The following is a 19,711-nucleotide window of genomic DNA, read 5'->3' as shown; positions in this document are numbered from 1 at the left end:
GTGGAAGCCGCTAATGCCGAACTCGCCAACTACTGGACAAATGAATTAGTTTCCCAAGTGCAGCAGCATCTGATGGACTAAATTAGCTAATATCTGAAGTTGCTATAGTAGGATGCAAGTCTCTTAACCATCAGCCGAATAAAAAAGATTAACTTTGGTAGTCGCTATAGCTAGAGTTATCTCAAAGTTCTGGACGAGAATTTTGCATCTCTCCATCCAAGCATTTCACCGCTCTCTTCCCCCACCTTCCTGCAACCGGAATAAACCCAGATTTCCCTTGGGCTGCCTGGATTGGCCTATACCTACGTAATACCAGCGCCCCTATGACCAACCTTATTTGGCAACGTCTTCAAAGTCTGTGATAGCACAAGCAAATTCTCTAAAAGCTGTTTTAATCAGAACCTCTTTCGTTCCTCTTTCCAGCGAAGAATTGCGTATGAGGTCTGTTAATTCTATGAATAGCAGAGAAAACATAAAACGATCTTGGCGGTCAACTTGTTTCAAGCAAGACGATATAAACTGATAAAGCTCTGTTTTTCTAGGTTTGGTTTGTTCATCCCATATTTGCAACCCAAGCCGAAAAGTTCTCAAGCGGATTTCATTACTGTTGTAGGACGCGTCTTTGTAGCGGACTGATACGCGCTGGGGTATTTCCATGAGTTTTAGCTATACATATTCAATGTAAAGTAATTATTCACTTATATTTTGCCTCAACCGGAAAAATCTGATATTTTGCACGAATCCCAACAGCCCCCATTTGGTAGAAACTAATGTTTTGCCTGGAATATAGATAGTACGGTAGCACAATTGGGCTACCGTACTATAATCAATTTAGAGGATACCCCAGAAATGCAGTAAGCCTTGACCAGAAAAAGCTTCAATCAAAATCGCAGATAGAAAACCAATCATTGCAAGCCGACCGTTCCAATTTTCACTCTGAGGAGTGAAGCCAAAACGCACAGCATTAGGATCTTCTGAAACAATCGGCGCAGGATTCTTAAAACCTGACATGAGCATGACTCCAAAGTTCAAGTGTTATAGCAGTTGTAACTGTCTGTAAAGTAATGTAACAGATGTTAAAAAAAATGCAACTGTAAAAGGGATTAGGGATTGGGAAAAGTTAAAACTGATTCATCCACCTCAGATACTCATTCATCCACCTCAGATACTCATTCATCCACCTCAAGGACTGATTAACAGAGTTCAAAGAATCATTCATCTAGCTCAAAGTCCCCAGTCCCTTTTATTTCCATTCACCTTGTAGAGTAAAAGCTGCCCAATAATAAGGCGTGGTAAAAATAATAATAGTGCGACCTGTTAGAAAGGGTAGAAATTGCCATTGTGTTGAGTCGCATATTTTAAATTTAGTCATATATATCTGCGGTTTATATAGCTTCTGAAATTTAGGATTTCCAAAATAAAGCAAAAAGGTAACTTGAGTTGATTTAGTCTTGTAGCGATCGCAGTAATTGGTGAAGGCGACAAGAAGATTGTTTGCAAAGTCTTAGAAAAATATGGCGGCTGTAAGTAAGAACAGTTGGTGCGTTAGCCTCCGGCATAACACACCCTACGAAAATATTGGTCAGTCTCTTATTGTTCTAACATTTGGAAGAATCGGGTAAAGTAATCTGGAAAGGTTTTAGCTGTACAGCCAGGATCTTTAATTACAATCCCTGGAACCTTTAAACCAGTGACAGCAAAAGCCATTGCCATTCGATGATCGTGATAGGTTTCAATCGCCGTCGCGGTGATGGGGCTAGGCTCAATTCTCAAACTATCTGCGGATTCTTCAACCTTAACCCCTAGCCGCCGTAACTCTGTCACCACAGCTTTAATCCGATCGGTTTCCTTATATCGAATATGTTCTACATTACGAATAGTAATTGGTGAACTGGCAAAGGGCGCGATCGCAGCTAATGTTTGCACCAAATCTGATATATCATTCATATCAATGTCGATGCCTTGCAATTGTTTCGGCCCTGTTACTTCGGTGTAATCATCCGAATCCCGAATCTGGCAACCCATCTGTTCTAAAACATTCAACCACAGAATATCACCCTGACATGATTGTTTCGTCAAATTTTTGACGCGCACTCGTCCACCCGTGACGGCGGCGGCGGCGAAAAAGTAAGAAGCATTTGACGCATCAGGTTCTACTGTATAATGTCGAGCTTGGTAACGTTGACCTGCTTTGATTTGAAATTGATTCTCGCCGATTTGAACCACCTCCACGCCAAAATCCGCCATTAAACGACAGGTCATTTTGACGTAAGATTGAGAAACCAATGTCCCCTCAACCTCAATCAACGTATCTTGTTGAGCATAAGGCGCAATCATTAGCAACGCCGAAAGTTGCTGACTTGTTTGGTTAGCTTTCAACCGAAAATTTCCGCCGGTGAATCCCTGACTATAGATTGTGTAGGGCATAAACCCAGGGGTTCCCTCAAAGTTAACGGTTGCTTTGCCCGTTTGCAGCACCGTCAACAAGTCGTCCATCGGTCGTTCTCGCATCCGGGGAACGCCATCTAAACGATATTCGCCATTACCCAATGCTACCAGCGCCGAGATAAACCGTGCTGCGGTACCTGCCAAACCCACAAATAAATCTGCCTGTTTAGCTGGAATGTCGCCTCCTCTTCCCCCCACTTGAATCTGTGCCAGATCGGGATTCAGAGTAATGGGAATGCCCAATTGCTGTACGCATTTGGCAAAATACTCGCTGTCTTCACTAAATAAAGCATTTTCTAAAATGGAGTCACCTTGCGCCAAAGCAGCCACAAGCAACGCCCGATTGGTAAGACTTTTAGAACCAGGAATTTCTACCGTGGCATCCACTGGCCGATTTAGAGCAGGAATTGCAATGGTATCCACGTTAAACCTCTACTTAGGCGGTCAGCTACAACTTTATATATTGCCATATCATGACCAAAAGAGGCAGAGGTATCTAGAATTCAATAGCACAAGTTAAGATATAGCCCTTGCCCTGATGAAGCGATTAGTATTGCAGGTCGTTACAGATACCCGAACAATTCAGAGTTACTTGAGGGCTGCACCTGTGGTGGGGATTTCTAGAGGAAACGAACCGCAGAGGCGCAGAGGAGGAGAGAGGGAGGGGAGGATATCGAGAAGATAATTTTGGAGTTTGATTAGTTCTAGGCGGCGATCGCTAAGTCGTCCTTTTTTGTATTTGAGGATGCGTTCTAAGTTGAATAGGTTAACGATCGCTGGGTGGGGAAAGACTTCTATTTGATATCTGCCAAGTTTTTGCGGTTCAATGGTGGGGGCGTGTGCAAAACCGCGTGATTCTAACTCTAAACCAAAGTTGATGGTGCTATCTGCAAAAGGTAGGTTTTGATTAGCTGGGTAGCATCCCGCATGATATTTACCAAAGTATTTGTGGCTGAGTTTGTCGGCGAGGCGACTCCCAGAGGCGTTGGGTATAAGGGTAGGTGCATCTACGGCGATGATGGCTGATTCCTCTGGTTTGACGGTCTGATCAATCCAGGTGAGGATGTCTGCAATGGCTGATTTGCGGTCTAAATCAAGTAGTTGCAGTTTTCCATCTATCTATTCTATGCAGCATAGTCCACTTGGTTGCGATCGCCAGCCTAAATCAATGCCAATAAATTTCATGGTTGTAACACGAATTTGCAATTATTTTCCCATTTCACGGCAACGATTCATCTAAATTTACTTGCAAAAAATTAGGGAAATAATCTTATAATCTTGAACAGATTCTCTTAATTTATTTTATCTGGCAATAAATTAATCAAGATTATTCCCATGAAGATTTTATTTTTACATCCTAATTTTCCCTCGCAATTTCGCAACCTAGCAACAGTTTTAGGTAAAGATCCTAATTACCAAGTCGTCTTTGGGACAAATCGACGTGAAGGGGAAATACCTGGCGTTTATAAAGCTATTTACACTCCTTCTCGTGAAGCGGCTCCCCAAACCCACCACTACGTTCGGAACCTGGAAAATGCTGTTCTTACCGCCCAGGCTATCTATCGCGTGGCAGAAAAATTAAAAGCTGAGGGTTTCTTTCCAGATATAGTTTATGGTCATTCTGGTTGGGGACCAACTTTATTTATGAAAGATATTTTCCCGAAAGCTGAGTTATTGTGTTATTTCGAGTGGTTTTACCATGCTCACGGTTCGGATGCAGATTTTGATCCCAATGAACCACTGAATGCTGATGATGAATGCCGTATCCGCGTCAAAAATGCGCCGATTTTAACTGATTTATATAGCTGCGATCGCGGTCTTTCTCCCACCAATTGGCAGCGACACCAGTTTCCTAAAGAATATCATAGCAAACTCACTGTACTTCATGATGGTATTGATACCAAATATTTTGTTCCCCAACCAGGTGCAAAGTTAGTTTTACCAAGAATAAATCTTGATCTTTCCCATGTAGAAGAGTTGGTAACTTATGTGGGACGCGGGATGGAACCTTATAGAGGTTTTCCACAGTTCATGGAAACGGTGGCACTAATTCAGCAGCGAAGACCTAAGTGCCATGTAGTAGTTGTGGGCGAAGATCGGGTGGCTTATGGTAAAAATCTCCCCGATGGTCAGACTTATAAACAATTAATGTTGGAAAAATTATCTTCTTTGGATTTATCGAGGCTGCACTTTACAGATAGGCTTCCTTACAATGAGTATCTTCAGGTTTTGCAAGCTTCTTCTGCTCATATTTATTTAACCCGTCCTTTTGTTTTATCCTGGTCAATGTTAGAAGTAATGGCAGCAGGATGTTTATTAATAGCTTCTAATACTCCGCCAGTATTAGAAGTTGTACAAGATGGGGTAAATGGACTACTGGTAGATTTCTTTTCTCCCCAGAAGATCGCTAATAGAGTTGAAGAGGCGTTGAATAATCCTCAGGAGATGAAAGCAATTCGTGCCAATGCGCGAGAGACAATTATCAAGCGTTATGATTTAGCAAAACTGTTACCACAGCATTTGCAATGGATGTTCGCTGGGAAAACTTCTGATAGTTTGAAAAAGCGCCCAAATTCTAAAGGATTTGGTAGAAATTAGATGACATTAGTCATTAGTTACAACCAACAAAGGACAAATGAAAAATGACAGAAAAATATAAAACCGATATTTCAAATGCGAATTATCTTTACCATTGCTCATTTTTTCAAACCTAGCAGTGAGGCTCGTCATGCTTCCCAACACAAAGACCCGCAACCCCGTTTGCAGGCGTTAACTAAAAGCCTTAGTAGTTTGCACGAATTATTTGGGAAATCTCAAAGTATCATCAACATTGCTCAACGACTAGCTTTCCCTGCGAATCAGCCCCAGTCGCACGAACTAGATATTGTTATTTGTACAACCAAAGATAATCATGTTCTGAATCAGCTTCCCTTGCCATCCCATTTATATAAGCATCATTCTACTAATGTAGAACCTCTGCTTTTGGGATTTGAGTGCCAAGCTGTTCTACAAAGCTGTCTCGGTCAGTATGATTACTACTGCTTCCTTGAAGATGACCTAATTATCTATGACCCTTGGTTTTTCATAAAATTAAACTGGTTTACCCAACAAGCGGGTGATTTAAATTTGCTCCAGCCAAATCGTTATGAAGTCTCCCTCTACGGTTTGGTTCACAAAGCTTACATTGATGGAGATTTGGCTTTAAGAGTAACTGCTCCCTTTCAAAATGTGCAGGAACAACAGGAACTCAAGGGTATAATTATGAATACACCAATTATCTTTCGTCGTGCCCTCAATCCCCACTCAGGCTGCTACTTTTTAAATGCAAATCAGATGGCTCATTGGGCTAATCAAACTTATTTTCTCGACAGGGATATTAGCTTTGTTAGTCCTTTAGAAAGTGCTGCTACTTTGGGAATTATGAAAACATTTCGAGTTTATAAAACTTCACCGGAGCAAGCAAGTTTTTTGGAGATTCAGCACTCTGGAACAGGATTTCTGGGGTTAATTGGCGGACAGGTGGGTTTAGCAGAAAGGTATAGCAACGGACAAGGAGGTTAGGACATTAACTGATGATAAAACCTATATACAAAAAGACTTTCAACCCAGTCCCCAGTCCCCAGCGATGCACTGAGCTTGTCGAAGTGTCCCCAGTCCCCTGCTATAAATCGAATGTTAGGGTTTACCGATAAAGATGATTAGTATTAAGAGCAATATCAGTTAGATAAGGAATAAGCGCGTAGCCAATGCACTCTGCTAAACGTGGCGGTACAGCATTTCCAATTTGCCACATAGCTTTTTTCATAGAACCTTTAAAAATAAATGAATCTGGAAATGTCTGCAATCTTGCCATTTCACGCGCTGAAATCACCCGGTTGAGATATGGATGAATATGAGTACCACCGTGATTTTCTTTAACAGTCATGCTTGGCTTACCAGGATATTGCCGTTTGAAAGCATCAACGTATTTTGTATATAAAGAACCACCAGGAGGTACTTTAGCAATTCGCTCCATATACTCAGGTGAATGTCTAGTCCACTGATGATTTATCTCTGGCATTGGGGTATATGCTGGTAAATCAGAAATAGCTGATTCAATAGGTTTGTATTCTTCGGGCAAAAACTTAGCCTTGGGATAGGGATTTGGCATTCCAAATCTGTTAGCTATAAAGATAGCTCTTGGTCGAATTTGTGGCACTCCGTAAGCAGCAGATTCAAGAATAGCAACAGATATATTCGGATAACCAATAGATTCAAAAGCTTCAATAATTGCTTTTTTTACATCTCCGTTTTGTATAGTCAGAATCCCTGGAACATTTTCCATAACAACATACCAAGGACGTATTTCTGAGACAACACGCACAAATTCATAAAATAAACGATTGCGGGGATCTTTATGGTCACGTTTTCCTGCTACCGAGAAACCCTGACACGGTGGACCGCCTATAATAAGATTTACTTCAGGTGAGCCGATTTGTTGTAGCCAATTACGGGAATCAAACTGTTCGATATCTCCACAAAAGTGATGACATTGGGGAAAGTTATTTTTATGGGTAGCAGAAGCAATTGGGTTGATTTCAACGCTAGCTAAGGGTTTAAATCCAGCTTGAACTAGTCCTTGTGTTATACCTCCTGCTCCACAAAACAGATCCATGAAGGTGTAATTAGATAGTCGATTTGGTACAGAATCAACATCAATGAATATTTTGTATGGATCGGAGTCATTTTGCTCTAGTTCTCGTTTAATACGTTCATAACGTCCTAGTTTAGGTTTTTTTTGCTTTGTAGTAGAGTAATTGTCCTTATTAGGAAAAAAAGAAAGTTGGGTTCCTTGCATTTTTTGCTTGATATTGATGTCTGCTTCTGTGTGACATATAGCCTACGATATATCAAACATGGCACAGTTTTTCCAGAAACCCACAAAAGCGATCGCAACCAATTGTCACCAAAAACGCCAACGAGTTGAGCGAACAATATCCACTTTTCTTAAATTCTGACTAATGGTTTTTCAACAGGTGTAGGGGTAACTAGCGGATCAAATCCTAACTGCTCAGTAATGCGCTCTCTGGCTAAAATACGGTATTCCCAAAAATGTTCGCCAGCCGCACATAAAGCTAAATACATATTCACGAATTGCGGCTTGGTGCGGATAATAGCCCAAAGCTGTTGCCAAAATTGACCCCGAATTTCCTGCCGTTGCCAACCTTGTCGCCAGAGCAAGTTGGCAAGTAGTCGCAGTCCTTTTCCAGGAGGAAAATACATCGTCTGCTGTAGTTGGGGATTAGGTGTAATTTTGAGGCATTGTTCAAAACAACGTCGGAGATAGTTTTTGGGTTCGTACATTCTCCAAATTGCTTCTAAATATTCTTTAGCAACTTCAGCCATTGGCCGGCTAGGAACAAAATTCATTAAGGAATTCTGATCTCCCACCTCCAAACCTCCAAATCCTTCTAATAATCGCTCCTCTTTTTTTAGTCTTTCCCAGAGGGCAGTATTGGGAAGGGCTTGGAGTATACCTAGCATTGGTTGAGGAATGCCGGTTTCTTCAACAAAAGCTTGAATTCGCTCTCCAGCGCCAGTCTTTTCTCCATCAAAACCAATGATAAATCCTGCGTAGATTAACAATCCAGCTTGATTGATGGTACGACAGGCTTCTAAGAGGGGATTACGGGTATTTTGAAACTTGCGAGTGCTTTGCAGGCTGTCTTGATCTGGTGTTTCAATACCCAAAAAGACTGCGTAGAAACCAGCTTTAGCCATTAGTTCTAATAGCTCAGTATCTTCTGCTAGGTTTACGGAAGCTTCAGTCATGAAGGTGAAGGGATAATTGCGTTCCTGCATCCACGGAATTAATGCTTGTAAGAGACGTTTCACATTGCGCTTATTGCCAATGAAGTTATCATCCACTACGAACAGAGATCCGCGCCAGCCTAAGTCATAGAGAGTTTGCAGTTCTGCTAGGGTTTGACTGGGTTCTTTGGTACGTGGTTTGCGACCGTATAAATTGATGATGTCACAAAATTCGCATTCAAAAGGACAACCGCGAGAAAACTGGATTGCCATCATTAAGTACTCATCTCGCTTGAGTAAATCAAAGCGAGGTATGGGGCTTTTGCTCACATCTGGTTTTTCCAGGGCGCGAAAGGTTCCTTGTTCTTCACCTTTAGCGATCGCTTCTAAAAATTGTGGAACTGTAATCTCCCCTTCATCTAAAATCATGTAGTTAGCTCCTGCTTTCAGGGCAGGTGCGGGTACTGAGGTCGGATAAGGCCCACCCACAGCCACTTTTTTACCCAGTTGCGCTGCTTTGTGGATTTGGGCGAGAAAGTCTTCTTTTTGTGCAAGCATGGCAGAAAGAATCACGATGTCGCACCATTCCCAATCAGCATCGGTTTCTTGGTTAACATTACGGTCATAAAACCGAATTTCCCAGTCTGTTGGTAGCATAGCGGCAACAGTCAGAATTCCTAGCGGTGGAATAACTGCCTTAAGTCCCGCTATTTTCATAAATTCGTCGTAAGACCAAAAGGTTTTGGGGAAGCGGGGGTAAAGTAAGAGTGCTTTCATTGCTGGAGTCCTCTAAACTAAATTTGGATATTTTTTTAACTTTTGAAAAATCTTTTTTTGAATAGCGATCGCAGAGATGATGCTAACATCCCACTATCTTGATTCTTTGTTTATCTGTCTGAAGATAGACATTGTGTAAATGGACAGATTCAGAAATCAAATATGATTCGTATATTTTGGTAAAAACATACCATGATTAATTTGTACAGTGCGTAAGTCGTAATTTTATAGCGGTTCTCGCTTGGGTCAAGTACAGTTTTGACCTCACTTCCATTCCTCTCTCCTACAAGGAGGAGCCACTGCGTTGGGCGGGTTTCCCGACTTGAAGCACGTGGCGTTAGAGGCTTTGAATCTTACTCCCCTTCTCTACGAGGGAAGGGGTTGGGGGTTAGGTCTGTATTGGACTCAACTGGAAACCGCTATAACTCCCATTCCAAATTAGTGAATCCTATGAAAATATTGATCATGAATGCAGGCTCCAGTAGCCAAAAAAGCTGCTTTTATGAGATTGTTGGTGATGCACTTCCCAAGCATCCTCCTCAGCCTCTCTGGGAAGCTCAAATTGATTGGACTCATAAGCAGGGTTTGGCAGAAGTCAAGGTTAAAACAGCTTCAGGGGCTATTTTGAAAGAAGAGTTACAGTCAGAGTCTCGCCCCAAAGTGCTTGCTCGTTTACTCAAAACGCTTTGGAGTGGGAATACTCAAGTAATTGAGGAACCAAAGGCAATTGATATTGTCGGGCATCGCGTAGTACATGGAGGTCGGGAATATCAGCAGAGTACTATGATTAACTCTGAGGTTAAAGAGGCGATCGCTAGTTTTGCCATTCTTGCCCCAGATCATAATCCTGCTAATCTCGAAGGAATCGAGGTCTGTGAGGAAATTTTCGGAACAGTGCCCCAAGTCGCTGTATTTGATACTGCCTTTCACGCCCAAATACCAGATGCTGCGGCAATATACCCCGGTCCCTACGAGTGGGTGCAGCAGGGCATCCGTCGCTATGGGTTTCACGGCATCAGTCATCAATATTGTGCTGAACGTACTGCCCAAATTCTCGGTCGAGATTTGCCATCTCTGCGGTTAATTACTTGTCATTTGGGTAATGGTTGTTCTTTAGCAGCGATTCGTAATGGTCGTAGTGTTGACACGACGATGGGATTTACACCATTAGAAGGGTTGATGATGGGTAGTCGCTCAGGCTCTGTTGATCCTGGTATTCTGATTTATCTGCTACGACAATATAATTATTCGGCTGACAAACTAAATGAACTGCTCAATAAAGAATCTGGGTTGCAGGGAGTATCTGGTGTGTCGAACGATCTACGGCAGATTCTAGAAGCGATCGCCTCTGGCAATCAAAGAGCGCAACTGGCGCTAGATATCTATATACATCGTCTCCGGTCTGGTATTGGTGCTATGCTCACCAGTTTAGGAGGATTAGACGCGCTAATTTTTACAGCCGGAGTCGGTGAAAATGTGGCATCGATTCGGGAAGCTGCTTGCACTGCCTTTCAATTTTTGGGGCTGAAACTCGATCCAGAAAAAAATGTGCCGTCGCCAGATGATCGGGAAATTACAACGTCTGACTCAGCAGTAAAGGTTTTGGTAATTCATACTCAAGAAGACTGGGCGATCGCACGCGAGTGCTGGCAACTTTTTTGAAAAGCTCTTGTAGGCTTTGTAAACACCCTATCTTGCGAGAATATCTTGAAGCCTACGTGTTTTCCCGCTTTCGTTTTTTCGTCATTTAAGGAAAGCGGGTTATGCGTATCTCTTGGGTAAAAGTTACTGCCTGAATAATTCTTCTATATCCCTGTGCCCCTCAATAATCGAAATAATTTCAATCAAAGAGTCATCATATCTGAACAGAATAATATAATTATCGTGCGGAGTTTTCCGCACTCCTGCCATTAATTCAGGTCTTGCCCTTCCCATAGTGCCGGGTAGCTCTGCGAGTTTCCGGCATTGTTGCCGTAACTTCTCCGTAAATCTGAGCGCAAGTTCAGTGCTGCCGCTTTCTCTGGCAACATAGCGTTTTATACGAATAAGATCGGTTTTAGCTTGTGCCAAATAGCCTAATTCATACATGGCGTACTACACATCCGCCGCTAGAATGGTGGCGATGTCATCATCGGTATAGTTTCCACCTTCTTCAACTGCGTGAGCCACATGCTCACGTAAAACAGCCAGTTTTGCTTCTCGCAGTTCTGCTTGCCGCAAGGCATCCCGCACCACTTCGCTCTCATTGTTATAACGCCCGGAGGCAACCTGCGCCTTGATGAAATTGTCGAAATGTTCACCTACCGAGTAACTGCCTGCCATTTTCAGCCTCCTCCTCTCTCCTTGTCTGAACGTATTATAGTAATAGATACTAACTATTACCAGACATTTCTATGCTATTCCTTCTCTTAAAACTCCGAATTTTGAGACAGGGAGCGTATTGTGTAAAAGGGGTATGACAGGCTCACAATCTGGTTATTTGGCTAATGCATCTGGCGCAAACAAGGGCAATTCATCAATTGCCCCTACTTCTCTACTGGCTAACAAAATCTTTATGGGCAGTGACAAGCATCTGAGCCTGCCTTAAAACGTTTCCGAATAAATAAATAGGAATCTGCCAAGCGGCAACAGTAACTTCTTTGACAATATCCTGTACACTAATTGCGATTAATTCATGCTCTGTCGGCTCTCCTTCAACCGTACTAGACCAAGTAAAAGCTAATAAGAAATCATCATCTCCAGGCAAGGATGCAATCAAGCATTCTTCTGGTGTTGGCTGGCAAATAATTCCATAATCATTTGCAAGTTCTACTAATCTTTGAAAGTTGTTTACGTTTGTCATTTGTCCTTTGGGTGTAATTCAATCTCTGTTTTAGAAGAAATCATATTTTGACCTCCAGAACTCAAGTTAGTTGCTCCATACCATAAATTACGAATTATTAATTATTCGGCCAGAGTTAAGAGTTATTGGAGTTGGATCAGGCTTAAGTCCAAAATCTTACCGCGATCGCCTGGTTCTATCAGCAACAATTGCTACTGTTTTAAAAAAAGCTAGACTACCTACTTTTTCGGTTGACCGTATTTACATACACCTCCCTTCGTTGCCATTTCAATATTGATGCCCTAATCTCACCCAGGCTGACGGAGCGCATTCAGAATTGCGTAGATGCCTAGGGGCTTGTCGCCAGCCATTGGTTTTAGCGGAACAGATGTAAACCGAAGCAAAAAGAGATGCTCGTCAACATGAGATTGTTGGATCACCTTGGCATAAATGTGTTCTTGTTCTATAGCCAGTTCTGCTTCAATCAATAACTTGAGTTTGAGATTACTCAAGAGTTCTAAAGAATGTGGCGATCGCAATTGCGCCCCTTTTTCAGAGAGGCTAATCAGTGCGCCATGAAATACTGTTCCCACTACATATTTTCCCTGTAAAATAGCGTATTCTACAGGTACTTCTTGATTGAGAATAATTATTTTTTCATCATCTTTAGGCAAGAATAAATTATATTTACCGCCAATGCCACGAATTTCACAAATTGTCACAGGGTGTTTCATTCCCTTGGGTTCTATTTGTAGTTGCCCAGCAATTTGAAGGTCAATATTGGCATCTTTGCAGGTATTTTCGGAAATTAAAATCTGTCCTCCCACAGTATAAGACTCAATTCGGGCAGCCAAATTAACATGGCTGCCAATAACTGTATATTGAGCGCGTTTTTGAGAACCAACATTTCCCGCTACAGCCTCGCCTGTATTAATTCCAATTCCCATTTCCAGGTTTGGGAAATTATTATGCCGATTTTGTTCATTTACTTGCTGCATTGCCAATTGCATCGCAATCGCACAGGCGATCGCTCGTTGGGAATCATCTATGCGACTAATTGGCGCACCAAATATCACAAAAATACCATCACCCATAAACTCATTAATCGTGCCTTTATACTGGTTAATCACATCTGTCATTGTTCCCAGATAAAGATTCAAAATCTTGACTACTTCTTCAGGGGGTAATTCTTCAGAAATAGCTGAGAATCCTCTTAAATCAGATACGAGAACCGTAACTTTTCGGCGTTCTCCCCCTAGTTTTAACCCAGAAGGAGTTTCCAGGATATTGGCGACGATTTCATCAGTTAGATAACGTCCGAGGGTTTTTCGCGTCTCAGTAGCACTTTGGGCAATATACTGAGTGAGTGCGATCGCCGAACCAACAAATGCCAGCAATGAAGGTACAACAGGAATCCACCAACCAGCCAAAAACGCCAGAAAACTGCCACCAACTAAACCGCCACCCGCGAGAAAAACACTAACAGGCATAAAAATTTTCTGGTTGTTACTGTGGCGTCGCAACCAACACAAGGTAGCACCAATAATTGACCAGATCAAAATCAATAGCCATTCTACCGGGTCAGGTAAACACTTGATCGGCGGACGACCTTCTATTGCCGCACTTAAAATTTGACTAATTAAATTAGCATGAATTGTTACACCCGCCATCCGTTCTGGATCAGTCAAGACATTACTGCTGTAAGGCGTATAGAATAAATCCTTCAAACTCTCAGCAGTGGCACCAATTAACACTATTTTGCCCCGCATTAAGTCTGCTGGGATCTGGTTCTCTTGCACTTTGCTCAGAGAAACTTTAGTAAACTGCTGTATCTGTCCTCGATAGTTCAACAGCACTTGGTAACTCCCCGCATCTGCTCGGACATAACCTCCATCATTCGGTTCAAAAATCGGGAAAATACCCCGATTTAACTGCAAGTAATTAGAGTTAGTTGTTGCAGGCTTGGCGGTAATACCTTCAGGTTTTAAGTACAGCAATGCCAGTTTTAGGGCAAAGCTTTCGAGAACATCGCCATTATTTAAATTGGCGTATAATAATGCTCGCCGAATTTTGCCATCCCCGTCTATAGGTAAATCATTCGACCCAATTTGATGAAGTTTCTTCAGTTCTGGAGACGAATCAACCGCCGAACTATCAACAGTATCAGAGATTTTTTGGACTCCAATCAAATTGGGAGTCGATTTAAACACTCTAAGTAAGTCTTGATGGCCGGGATTCACGGGTAAATCACGATAAATATCTAAACCGATCGCTCTGGGTTGCTGTTGTTTGATTTTCTCTAACAAACTGGCCAGTTTTCCATCAGATATCGGCCACTCACCCTGCTTGCGAATATCTGCCTCATTAATCTCAACTATAACGATGCGGGTATCAGCCGCCTCTCGTGGCCGGAGGAGAAAAAATTGATCCAGTGCTGCTAATTCCAACAATTGCAGTAATCCAGTCAAGCGGACTGCAATCACTAGGGCTGTAATATTGGGAACAGCCAGTAAAACACCACGCCATTGCCAGATTTGCGGTTTCAGCTTTGCCCACATAATATTTAGACTGAGTGGGAAGTTAGGAGTTAGGAGTTAAGAATTCTCCCAATGCCCTTTTTCAATTTGGTGTTGAATTTCTAGATGTGCAACAATCTATCAATGGTTCTGAAGCGATCGCACTCAAACCAACTGACTTGAAAAATTGTCTCCAATCCAGCCTCGCTTTGATATTATTCGGCTCAGTTTGGCGTAGCTGCACTAAACTAGTCAGCGCTTCATGCCAAATCCCTGCTTTTGCATAGATGGTGGGCAATTTGTATAAATTTGCCTTTGCTAACGCCTCCGACAACGATGATTCTGGTTGAGTGCGTTCCACCCAACCATCTACAGTCAGGTTTTCACTAGAGTCTTGAGTATCACAAACCATTGTTAGATACCAGTGATAAGTTTTCCCGACAGCGAGTGCAGGGGTACTGTCAGGAAGTTTGAAGCTAATAATTCCGGGTTGATCTGGAAGTGTAAAAGATGTTTCATAAAATACATTCTGGTCTTCAGCCTGGAGCAGAAACTTGGCTGTTTTGACTTGAGATGGAGGTACATACCAGAAAAATGTCGGATGTTCAGCAAATGTCAGCCCTAAGTTATCTGGAGGTATTAAGGGAATTAGTTTTTTCCCTGTTAAGCAAGAGCCGCCACGAGTAGAACCACCAGCACTTGCGGGAGGTTTTCCTCGCTGCGGTGGGTTAAATGCTTGACTAATTTGCCAAGTTTTATGGGGATGGTACGACTGAGCCTGTACTTGTGCTGTTAAAGCAGAAAGTAAAGAAAAGGTTGCAAAATATATGGATGGTTTAATCCATTTCATATTGATAATGCCTGGGTGCTAGATTAGTCAGGTGAATAAATCAAGTATTCCCAAAAGCAGAGCCAGATTTTTCACTCAACAAATCTAATACTCAATTCCCGGTTGCGCTTTCACTCCTTGATCGCGGAAAGGGTGCTTAACTAGGGTCATTTCGGTTACTAAGTCAGCACACTCAATTAAAGCTGGTGGTGCGCCTCTACCTGTGAGAATAACGTGTTTGTTAGCTGGTTTTTGTGCCAAACCCGCTAAAACGTCTTCTACTGGTAAGTAAGCCATTTTCAGGGCGATATTGATTTCGTCTAACAACACCAGATGAAAGTCTGGGTTGCGGATATATTCTAATGATTTTTCCCAGGCGGCGCTAGCTTTGTCAAGATCGCGATCGCGGTCTTGAGTTTCCCAGGTAAAGCCTTCGCCCATTGCATGAAATTCTATCTGGTCTTCCCAAGAACTAAAAACCCTTTTTTCGGAAGGTTCCCAGCTACCTTTAATAAATTGGATGATCGCTACTTTATACCCGTGACCTAGCGATCGTAACACCATCCCTAAAGCCGCAGTGGTTTTACCCTTACCGTTACCAGTATTTACAATAATTAACCCTTTTTCTGGTACAGCTTCTGCTATGCGCTTGTCTTGCACTTCTTTGCGTCGCTGCATCTTTTTGCGGTACTGTTCATCAGTCAGAGATGAAGACATTACCTCGTCAATCAAGCGCCCAATTTCTTGATCTGGGTTCAATTCTTGTGGTGTATCGTTTTTCATCAAGCTTGTCTAGAAATAACTGTTAAAAGTGTTGAAAATGAACCAAAATTGTCTTAGTTATCCAATTTAAGTTAAGTTACTTGATTGGAAATTGCCAGTAAGTTTTCATGTCAAATATTAATAGTGTGTTAGCTTTATCAATGATTTGCAGACAAGGATGGAAATATATATGATATACAAGCCGAACTTCTAATTTGAGTTTACTATTACTTTTTTAAATAATTTAATATGTTCATTAAAGCATTTTACCAGTAAAATTTACTATTATGTCCTTTGCTACATTCATGGGCTAGACTACCAACCAAAGCATTGTTTTAAGTGTCAGGGGAATGATGTGTGATATCGGGAGTTGTGCATTTATGGATGTTGTTGTTTCCATTTTTCCCATAAAGGCTGCGTATCCTCTGGTTGCCCATCATAGTTGAGCAATTGATCTGAAATTATTACCCATGACTGGGCACTGCGTGTCCAAATGTTACCCACTGGGTGTAACCAACTTGTATCATCTAAGGTTCCAGCTTTGACATTGATAGTATTTGCTTTGTAAGTCCGTTCATGGAACAATCGCGTTCCGCAGTCGCCACAGAACAGGTTATTTACTTCACGCCCGCGATCATTTTTCCGAGTCCAAGCTTTCGGTTTTCCCTGAACAATTACAACAGCATCTCGTAGTACTGTAAGAGACATACCAAAGGCACTAGATGATTGTTTCTGACACTCCTTGCAGTGGCATAGGTAAAGGGTTAAGGGCTGGGCAAGAATTTCATAACGAATCTGTCCACATTGACAACCTCCAGTATATGGAAGACTCACAGGTTTTATCTCCTGACCATTTGTGTTGCTTTATTGTAACTAAAACTATCTCAATCTGAAAGCGAGTTTTAGTAGACAGAAACAAAAGACACGGTGACACGAGAAAATTCTCATTCTCTGCGCCTCCCTAAATCCTCCTCATCCCTCATCTTCATCCAATTCATCATCCTCACACCAATACTGTTGAGGTGCGTTTCCGTGAACTTCTAAAATTTTTGGTTTTTTGATTTTGTTATCAGGTGGATTAATTGCTTCTAACTGCACATCAAATTTCCAGTTGTCACCAAAATCATAAAGATATGTTATCTTAGCACCTGGTTCTAGAGATAAATCACCAATCTGAACTTGGTCGGCAAATGGGGGTGTTTCCATGTAGGCATGACCGATTTTTATTATGCGGCCAAAATGGTCTTTATAACTAAACTCGTACAAGTGATCGTAATCAAAATCAAAAGCATCAAGAATTGTCTCTGCCAACCAGCTTAATGGTTTTTTGGCTGGTATACTAATGCGTCGCCAAGCCTGAGAAAGGGAAACTTTAAAAATATAAATACCATCAGTAAATCCTTGCTTGGGAACAAGTAAATTATGTTCCCATTCTGGAAAAAATGGTTTAAGATGTGACTGCAATTTTCCAAAATTTACATTTACATCATCCTGTAGTTCTCCTCGTATACCCAATGGAAAAAGTAGTTGCAACAGAGCATGACCAAAGGGTAAGCATTGTAAACTAGTAATGCGCCACCCCTTGCCTTCTTGTGGTTTTCCATGTTTGATAGATAACAATCCAAATAACTCTAACAGGGCAATATTATGCAGTCCAGGGTAATAACTAATATCATGTTGATTTTCCGATTTAGGAAACTTTAAACCTTGATCTGGGACGCGAGTCCAAAGTTGAATACATCTAAATAAATTCCCGAATGAATCTTGATGTTCACCCAAAATTTCGTTATTTCCCCAAATTAACCAGGCTTCTAATAAGTTGAAATAACGTTCTGTTGAGTTCAGGCTTAACCATGATTGCAAAGTTGCTGAGTCTAAAACTAAAACCTGCTTCTTTCCTTGGGATCTAATTTGGGCTATTCCAGAACTCCGTAATAACAGATATAGTCCATTAATGTAGGGGTATGATTTCTGTACGGGGCGTTTGAGTTGAGTTTCAATTGGGTGACTTAAGCGAGAATTAAGTTCTGATAGGACTTTTAGCGGGAGAAGGTTATTAACACTACTAACTTCCACTCCGTTTGGTTGCAAGAAATCTATGAGAGTTTGAAAGTCATGGAGAATTGTACCGGGTTGATTTTCATCAATACTGAGTTCTTGTAGGAGTTGTTGTTGCGATTCTGTTAGGGAAGGTAGTTCAGGATTGAGTGTGCGTTCTAGCCGCGCAAATAAATCTTCCATAAATAAAAATTTTAAATTCTAAATTCACAATTTAACCTTCCGTAAAACCATGTTCTCTTTATCACCCAATCTTGTGGGGTGGGCGTCTCGCCATTAGTGTCAACTTAAGGTTAAAACCCATTTGTCAACGATAGGTTTTGTTTGGAACGAAGTATAAATGTGAACTTTTTTATGAGTTTTATACGTAAAATGGGAGTGATGCTGATAAACAAAGCATTAATAATCCCTGAAAAAGTTCGTTTTTTGTCCCTTTCAAACCACATTTTTAAGCATAAATGCTTATTGACGTAGGAAGTTTTAGCTTAACTTGACACTAATGGCGTCTCGCCCGCCCATAGTCAAAGGCGCTCATGTTGCCCACCCCACAAGAAGTAGTTGAGTATTTTTTTATTTGTCAGTCCCTAAGGGCAGGTACCGCAGGTAGTGGGGTTCTTTCTATGCATCTTTATAAAGAATTGGTATAAGCGTAATGAAATGTAAACGATAATATTTTCACCTTTTACTTGACAATCTCAGGAATTTGATATGAATAGTAACACTCGTCTAGAGATGATTTTAGCGGATACACCTACTGTTGTTAAGCTAAGAGGATGTTTGAAAAGTTGTCTTTTCGGTAGCAAAACATTTAGATTCGCCTAAATCCATGCCAGATCATTAGCTTAAAATACTGGAATCTCAATGAGAAATTCTGTGCCTTTACCCAGTACAGAATTGCAACTCAACTTCCCACGGTGGTTATCCTCAACAATTTGATGAGCGATCGCCAATTCTAATCCCGTTCCTTTGCCAACGCTTTTCGTCGTGAACAGGTTGTCAAAGATACGTTTTTGCCCCTCTTCTGGCATCCCAGTACCGTTATCCGCAATTTTTACCACAATAGTCTTTTGTTGACCTCTGCAAGTTGTAATCGTGATGCGATTTGGATTGGTTTTAATATCGGTAACATTGCGTCCCTGATTCGATTCTTCTAAAGCATCGAATCAGGGACGCAATGTTCATAAATACTTGATTTAACTGTCCTGGAAAACATTCAATTTGGGGAAGATGACTATATTTTTTGACTACCTCTATTTCTGGACGATTGCTATTGGGTTTGAGGCGATGTAAATCATCATTTTTGGCAGCTAGCCATCCGCTTTAACTCTCGGATTGTCAGCACTTTCCAGTGCAGGGATGGGGGGAACGAGAGCGATCGCAAAGTCAAAAACTCAGACAATAATCTTCTTACGCCAGCAGAGTCTAGCTGTACTGAACTTTCCTGCTTGGAGTTGACGATGAATTAATTCATAAAGAAGGTGCATGAGTTAAGCGACCCATGCACCTTACGGTAATTAAAAATGCGGATGAAAGGACTTGAACCTTCACTCCTTTCGGAACTAGAACCTAAATCTAGCGCGTCTGCCAATTTCGCCACATCCGCATCAGTTAACTATATTACCATAAGAAATTATTTTTAGCAATAGGTAATTGAGAATGAGAGAGCAGAGCAAAAGTTGTAGTAAGTCTTCTTGCAATGCCCAATTCCCA

The 19,711-nt window shown here is 41.6% G+C and carries 16 protein-coding genes, 1 tRNA gene and 2 pseudogenes; 3 read left to right on the top strand and 16 right to left on the bottom strand.

Annotated features, from left to right (window positions below):
* Positions 1–333: 333 nt before the first annotated feature.
* From V7K50_RS20290 to V7K50_RS20275, 4 genes and pseudogenes are all read right to left on the bottom strand, one after another.
* A complete protein-coding gene (locus V7K50_RS20290) occupies positions 334–657 on the bottom strand; it encodes a hypothetical protein (RefSeq protein WP_334803992.1) in 324 nt (107 codons plus the stop codon).
* A 174-nt stretch (positions 658–831) separates the two neighbouring features.
* Entirely contained in the window at positions 832–1,011 is a 180-nt protein-coding gene (locus V7K50_RS20285) for a chlorophyll a/b-binding protein (RefSeq protein ID WP_190892099.1), read from the bottom strand.
* A 579-nt stretch (positions 1,012–1,590) separates the two neighbouring features.
* Entirely contained in the window at positions 1,591–2,871 is a 1,281-nt protein-coding gene (aroA, locus tag V7K50_RS20280; protein ID WP_334963107.1) for a 3-phosphoshikimate 1-carboxyvinyltransferase, read from the bottom strand.
* Between the two features lie 168 nt (positions 2,872–3,039).
* Positions 3,040–3,633 (bottom strand): annotated as a pseudogene (locus V7K50_RS20275) (DUF429 domain-containing protein); the annotation flags it as partial.
* 150 nt (positions 3,634–3,783) lie between these two features.
* On the opposite strand from V7K50_RS20275, the gene V7K50_RS20270 reads away from it, so the two are divergent.
* Both V7K50_RS20270 and V7K50_RS20265 read left to right on the top strand, forming a co-directional pair.
* A complete protein-coding gene (locus tag V7K50_RS20270) occupies positions 3,784–5,046 on the top strand; it encodes a glycosyltransferase family 4 protein (RefSeq protein WP_334963105.1) in 1,263 nt (420 codons plus the stop codon).
* Positions 5,047–5,121: 75 nt separating this feature from the next.
* The gene (locus V7K50_RS20265; RefSeq protein WP_334963103.1) at positions 5,122–6,009 is read left to right on the top strand and encodes a calcium-binding protein; all 888 of its coding nucleotides are present in this window, start codon (positions 5,122–5,124) and stop codon (positions 6,007–6,009) included.
* A gap of 121 nt (positions 6,010–6,130) precedes the next feature.
* Here V7K50_RS20265 and V7K50_RS20260 read toward each other — a convergent pair whose 3' ends face one another.
* Positions 6,131–7,285 (bottom strand): DNA cytosine methyltransferase, encoded by a 1,155-nt coding sequence (locus V7K50_RS20260; RefSeq protein ID WP_334963101.1) that lies wholly within the window; start codon positions 7,283–7,285, stop codon positions 6,131–6,133.
* A 149-nt stretch (positions 7,286–7,434) separates the two neighbouring features.
* Positions 7,435–9,015 (bottom strand): B12-binding domain-containing radical SAM protein, encoded by a 1,581-nt coding sequence (locus tag V7K50_RS20255; protein ID WP_334963099.1) that lies wholly within the window; start codon positions 9,013–9,015, stop codon positions 7,435–7,437.
* A 450-nt stretch (positions 9,016–9,465) separates the two neighbouring features.
* Between V7K50_RS20255 and V7K50_RS20250 the strand changes: the two genes are divergently transcribed.
* Positions 9,466–10,677, top strand: a complete 1,212-nt coding sequence (locus tag V7K50_RS20250; protein ID WP_334963097.1) for an acetate kinase — start codon at positions 9,466–9,468, stop codon at positions 10,675–10,677.
* 123 nt (positions 10,678–10,800) lie between these two features.
* On the opposite strand, the gene V7K50_RS20245 is transcribed toward V7K50_RS20250, so the two are convergent.
* From V7K50_RS20245 to V7K50_RS20200, 10 genes and pseudogenes are all read right to left on the bottom strand, one after another.
* A complete protein-coding gene (locus V7K50_RS20245) occupies positions 10,801–11,103 on the bottom strand; it encodes a type II toxin-antitoxin system RelE/ParE family toxin (protein ID WP_334963095.1) in 303 nt (100 codons plus the stop codon).
* 6 nt (positions 11,104–11,109) lie between these two features.
* Positions 11,110–11,337 carry a type II toxin-antitoxin system ParD family antitoxin gene (locus tag V7K50_RS20240; RefSeq protein WP_334963093.1) on the bottom strand — a complete coding sequence of 76 codons (228 nt, stop codon included), beginning with the start codon at positions 11,335–11,337 and terminating at the stop codon, positions 11,110–11,112.
* Positions 11,338–11,548: 211 nt separating this feature from the next.
* Positions 11,549–11,857, bottom strand: coding sequence for a hypothetical protein (locus V7K50_RS20235; protein WP_334963091.1), 309 nt, complete (start codon positions 11,855–11,857; stop codon positions 11,549–11,551).
* 287 nt (positions 11,858–12,144) lie between these two features.
* Positions 12,145–14,394, bottom strand: a complete 2,250-nt coding sequence (locus V7K50_RS20230; RefSeq protein ID WP_334963088.1) for a CHASE2 domain-containing protein — start codon at positions 14,392–14,394, stop codon at positions 12,145–12,147.
* Between the two features lie 61 nt (positions 14,395–14,455).
* Positions 14,456–15,202 (bottom strand): DUF928 domain-containing protein, encoded by a 747-nt coding sequence (locus V7K50_RS20225; RefSeq protein ID WP_334963086.1) that lies wholly within the window; start codon positions 15,200–15,202, stop codon positions 14,456–14,458.
* A gap of 84 nt (positions 15,203–15,286) precedes the next feature.
* The gene (gene cobO / locus V7K50_RS20220; protein WP_334803999.1) at positions 15,287–15,964 is read right to left on the bottom strand and encodes a cob(I)yrinic acid a,c-diamide adenosyltransferase; all 678 of its coding nucleotides are present in this window, start codon (positions 15,962–15,964) and stop codon (positions 15,287–15,289) included.
* A gap of 357 nt (positions 15,965–16,321) precedes the next feature.
* Positions 16,322–16,777, bottom strand: a complete 456-nt coding sequence (locus V7K50_RS20215) for a GFA family protein (protein WP_334963084.1) — start codon at positions 16,775–16,777, stop codon at positions 16,322–16,324.
* 138 nt (positions 16,778–16,915) lie between these two features.
* Positions 16,916–18,184, bottom strand: a complete 1,269-nt coding sequence (locus tag V7K50_RS20210; RefSeq protein WP_334963082.1) for a plasmid pRiA4b ORF-3 family protein — start codon at positions 18,182–18,184, stop codon at positions 16,916–16,918.
* Positions 18,185–18,843: 659 nt separating this feature from the next.
* Positions 18,844–19,288 (bottom strand): annotated as a pseudogene (locus V7K50_RS20205) (sensor histidine kinase); the annotation flags it as partial.
* A 234-nt stretch (positions 19,289–19,522) separates the two neighbouring features.
* A tRNA-Leu gene (locus V7K50_RS20200) sits at positions 19,523–19,604 on the bottom strand.
* Positions 19,605–19,711: the final 107 nt, after the last annotated feature.

Origin of the sequence: Nostoc sp. (assembly GCF_036917135.1) — a bacterium.
Lineage (GTDB): Bacteria > Cyanobacteriota > Cyanobacteriia > Cyanobacteriales > Nostocaceae > Nostoc.
The sequence above is the reverse complement of the archived record's forward strand: the minus strand, read 5'-3'. Positions and strand labels throughout refer to the sequence as shown.

Excerpts from the sequence above, each read along its gene's own strand:
- V7K50_RS20290 (WP_334803992.1), bottom strand. The coding sequence starts at position 657 with ATGGAAATACCCCAGCGCGTATCAGTCCGCTACAAAGACGCGTCCTAC.
- V7K50_RS20285 (WP_190892099.1), bottom strand. The coding sequence starts at position 1,011 with ATGTCAGGTTTTAAGAATCCTGCGCCGATTGTTTCAGAAGATCCTAAT.
- V7K50_RS20270 (WP_334963105.1), top strand. The coding sequence starts at position 3,784 with ATGAAGATTTTATTTTTACATCCTAATTTTCCCTCGCAATTTCGCAAC.
- V7K50_RS20265 (WP_334963103.1), top strand. The coding sequence starts at position 5,122 with ATGCGAATTATCTTTACCATTGCTCATTTTTTCAAACCTAGCAGTGAG.
- V7K50_RS20260 (WP_334963101.1), bottom strand. The coding sequence starts at position 7,285 with ATGCAAGGAACCCAACTTTCTTTTTTTCCTAATAAGGACAATTACTCT.
- V7K50_RS20255 (WP_334963099.1), bottom strand. The coding sequence starts at position 9,015 with ATGAAAGCACTCTTACTTTACCCCCGCTTCCCCAAAACCTTTTGGTCT.
- V7K50_RS20250 (WP_334963097.1), top strand. The coding sequence starts at position 9,466 with ATGAAAATATTGATCATGAATGCAGGCTCCAGTAGCCAAAAAAGCTGC.
- V7K50_RS20245 (WP_334963095.1), bottom strand. The coding sequence starts at position 11,103 with ATGTATGAATTAGGCTATTTGGCACAAGCTAAAACCGATCTTATTCGT.
- V7K50_RS20240 (WP_334963093.1), bottom strand. The coding sequence starts at position 11,337 with ATGGCAGGCAGTTACTCGGTAGGTGAACATTTCGACAATTTCATCAAG.
- V7K50_RS20235 (WP_334963091.1), bottom strand. The coding sequence starts at position 11,857 with ATGACAAACGTAAACAACTTTCAAAGATTAGTAGAACTTGCAAATGAT.
- V7K50_RS20230 (WP_334963088.1), bottom strand. The coding sequence starts at position 14,394 with ATGTGGGCAAAGCTGAAACCGCAAATCTGGCAATGGCGTGGTGTTTTA.
- V7K50_RS20225 (WP_334963086.1), bottom strand. The coding sequence starts at position 15,202 with ATGAAATGGATTAAACCATCCATATATTTTGCAACCTTTTCTTTACTT.
- cobO (WP_334803999.1), bottom strand. The coding sequence starts at position 15,964 with ATGAAAAACGATACACCACAAGAATTGAACCCAGATCAAGAAATTGGG.
- V7K50_RS20210 (WP_334963082.1), bottom strand. The coding sequence starts at position 18,184 with ATGGAAGATTTATTTGCGCGGCTAGAACGCACACTCAATCCTGAACTA.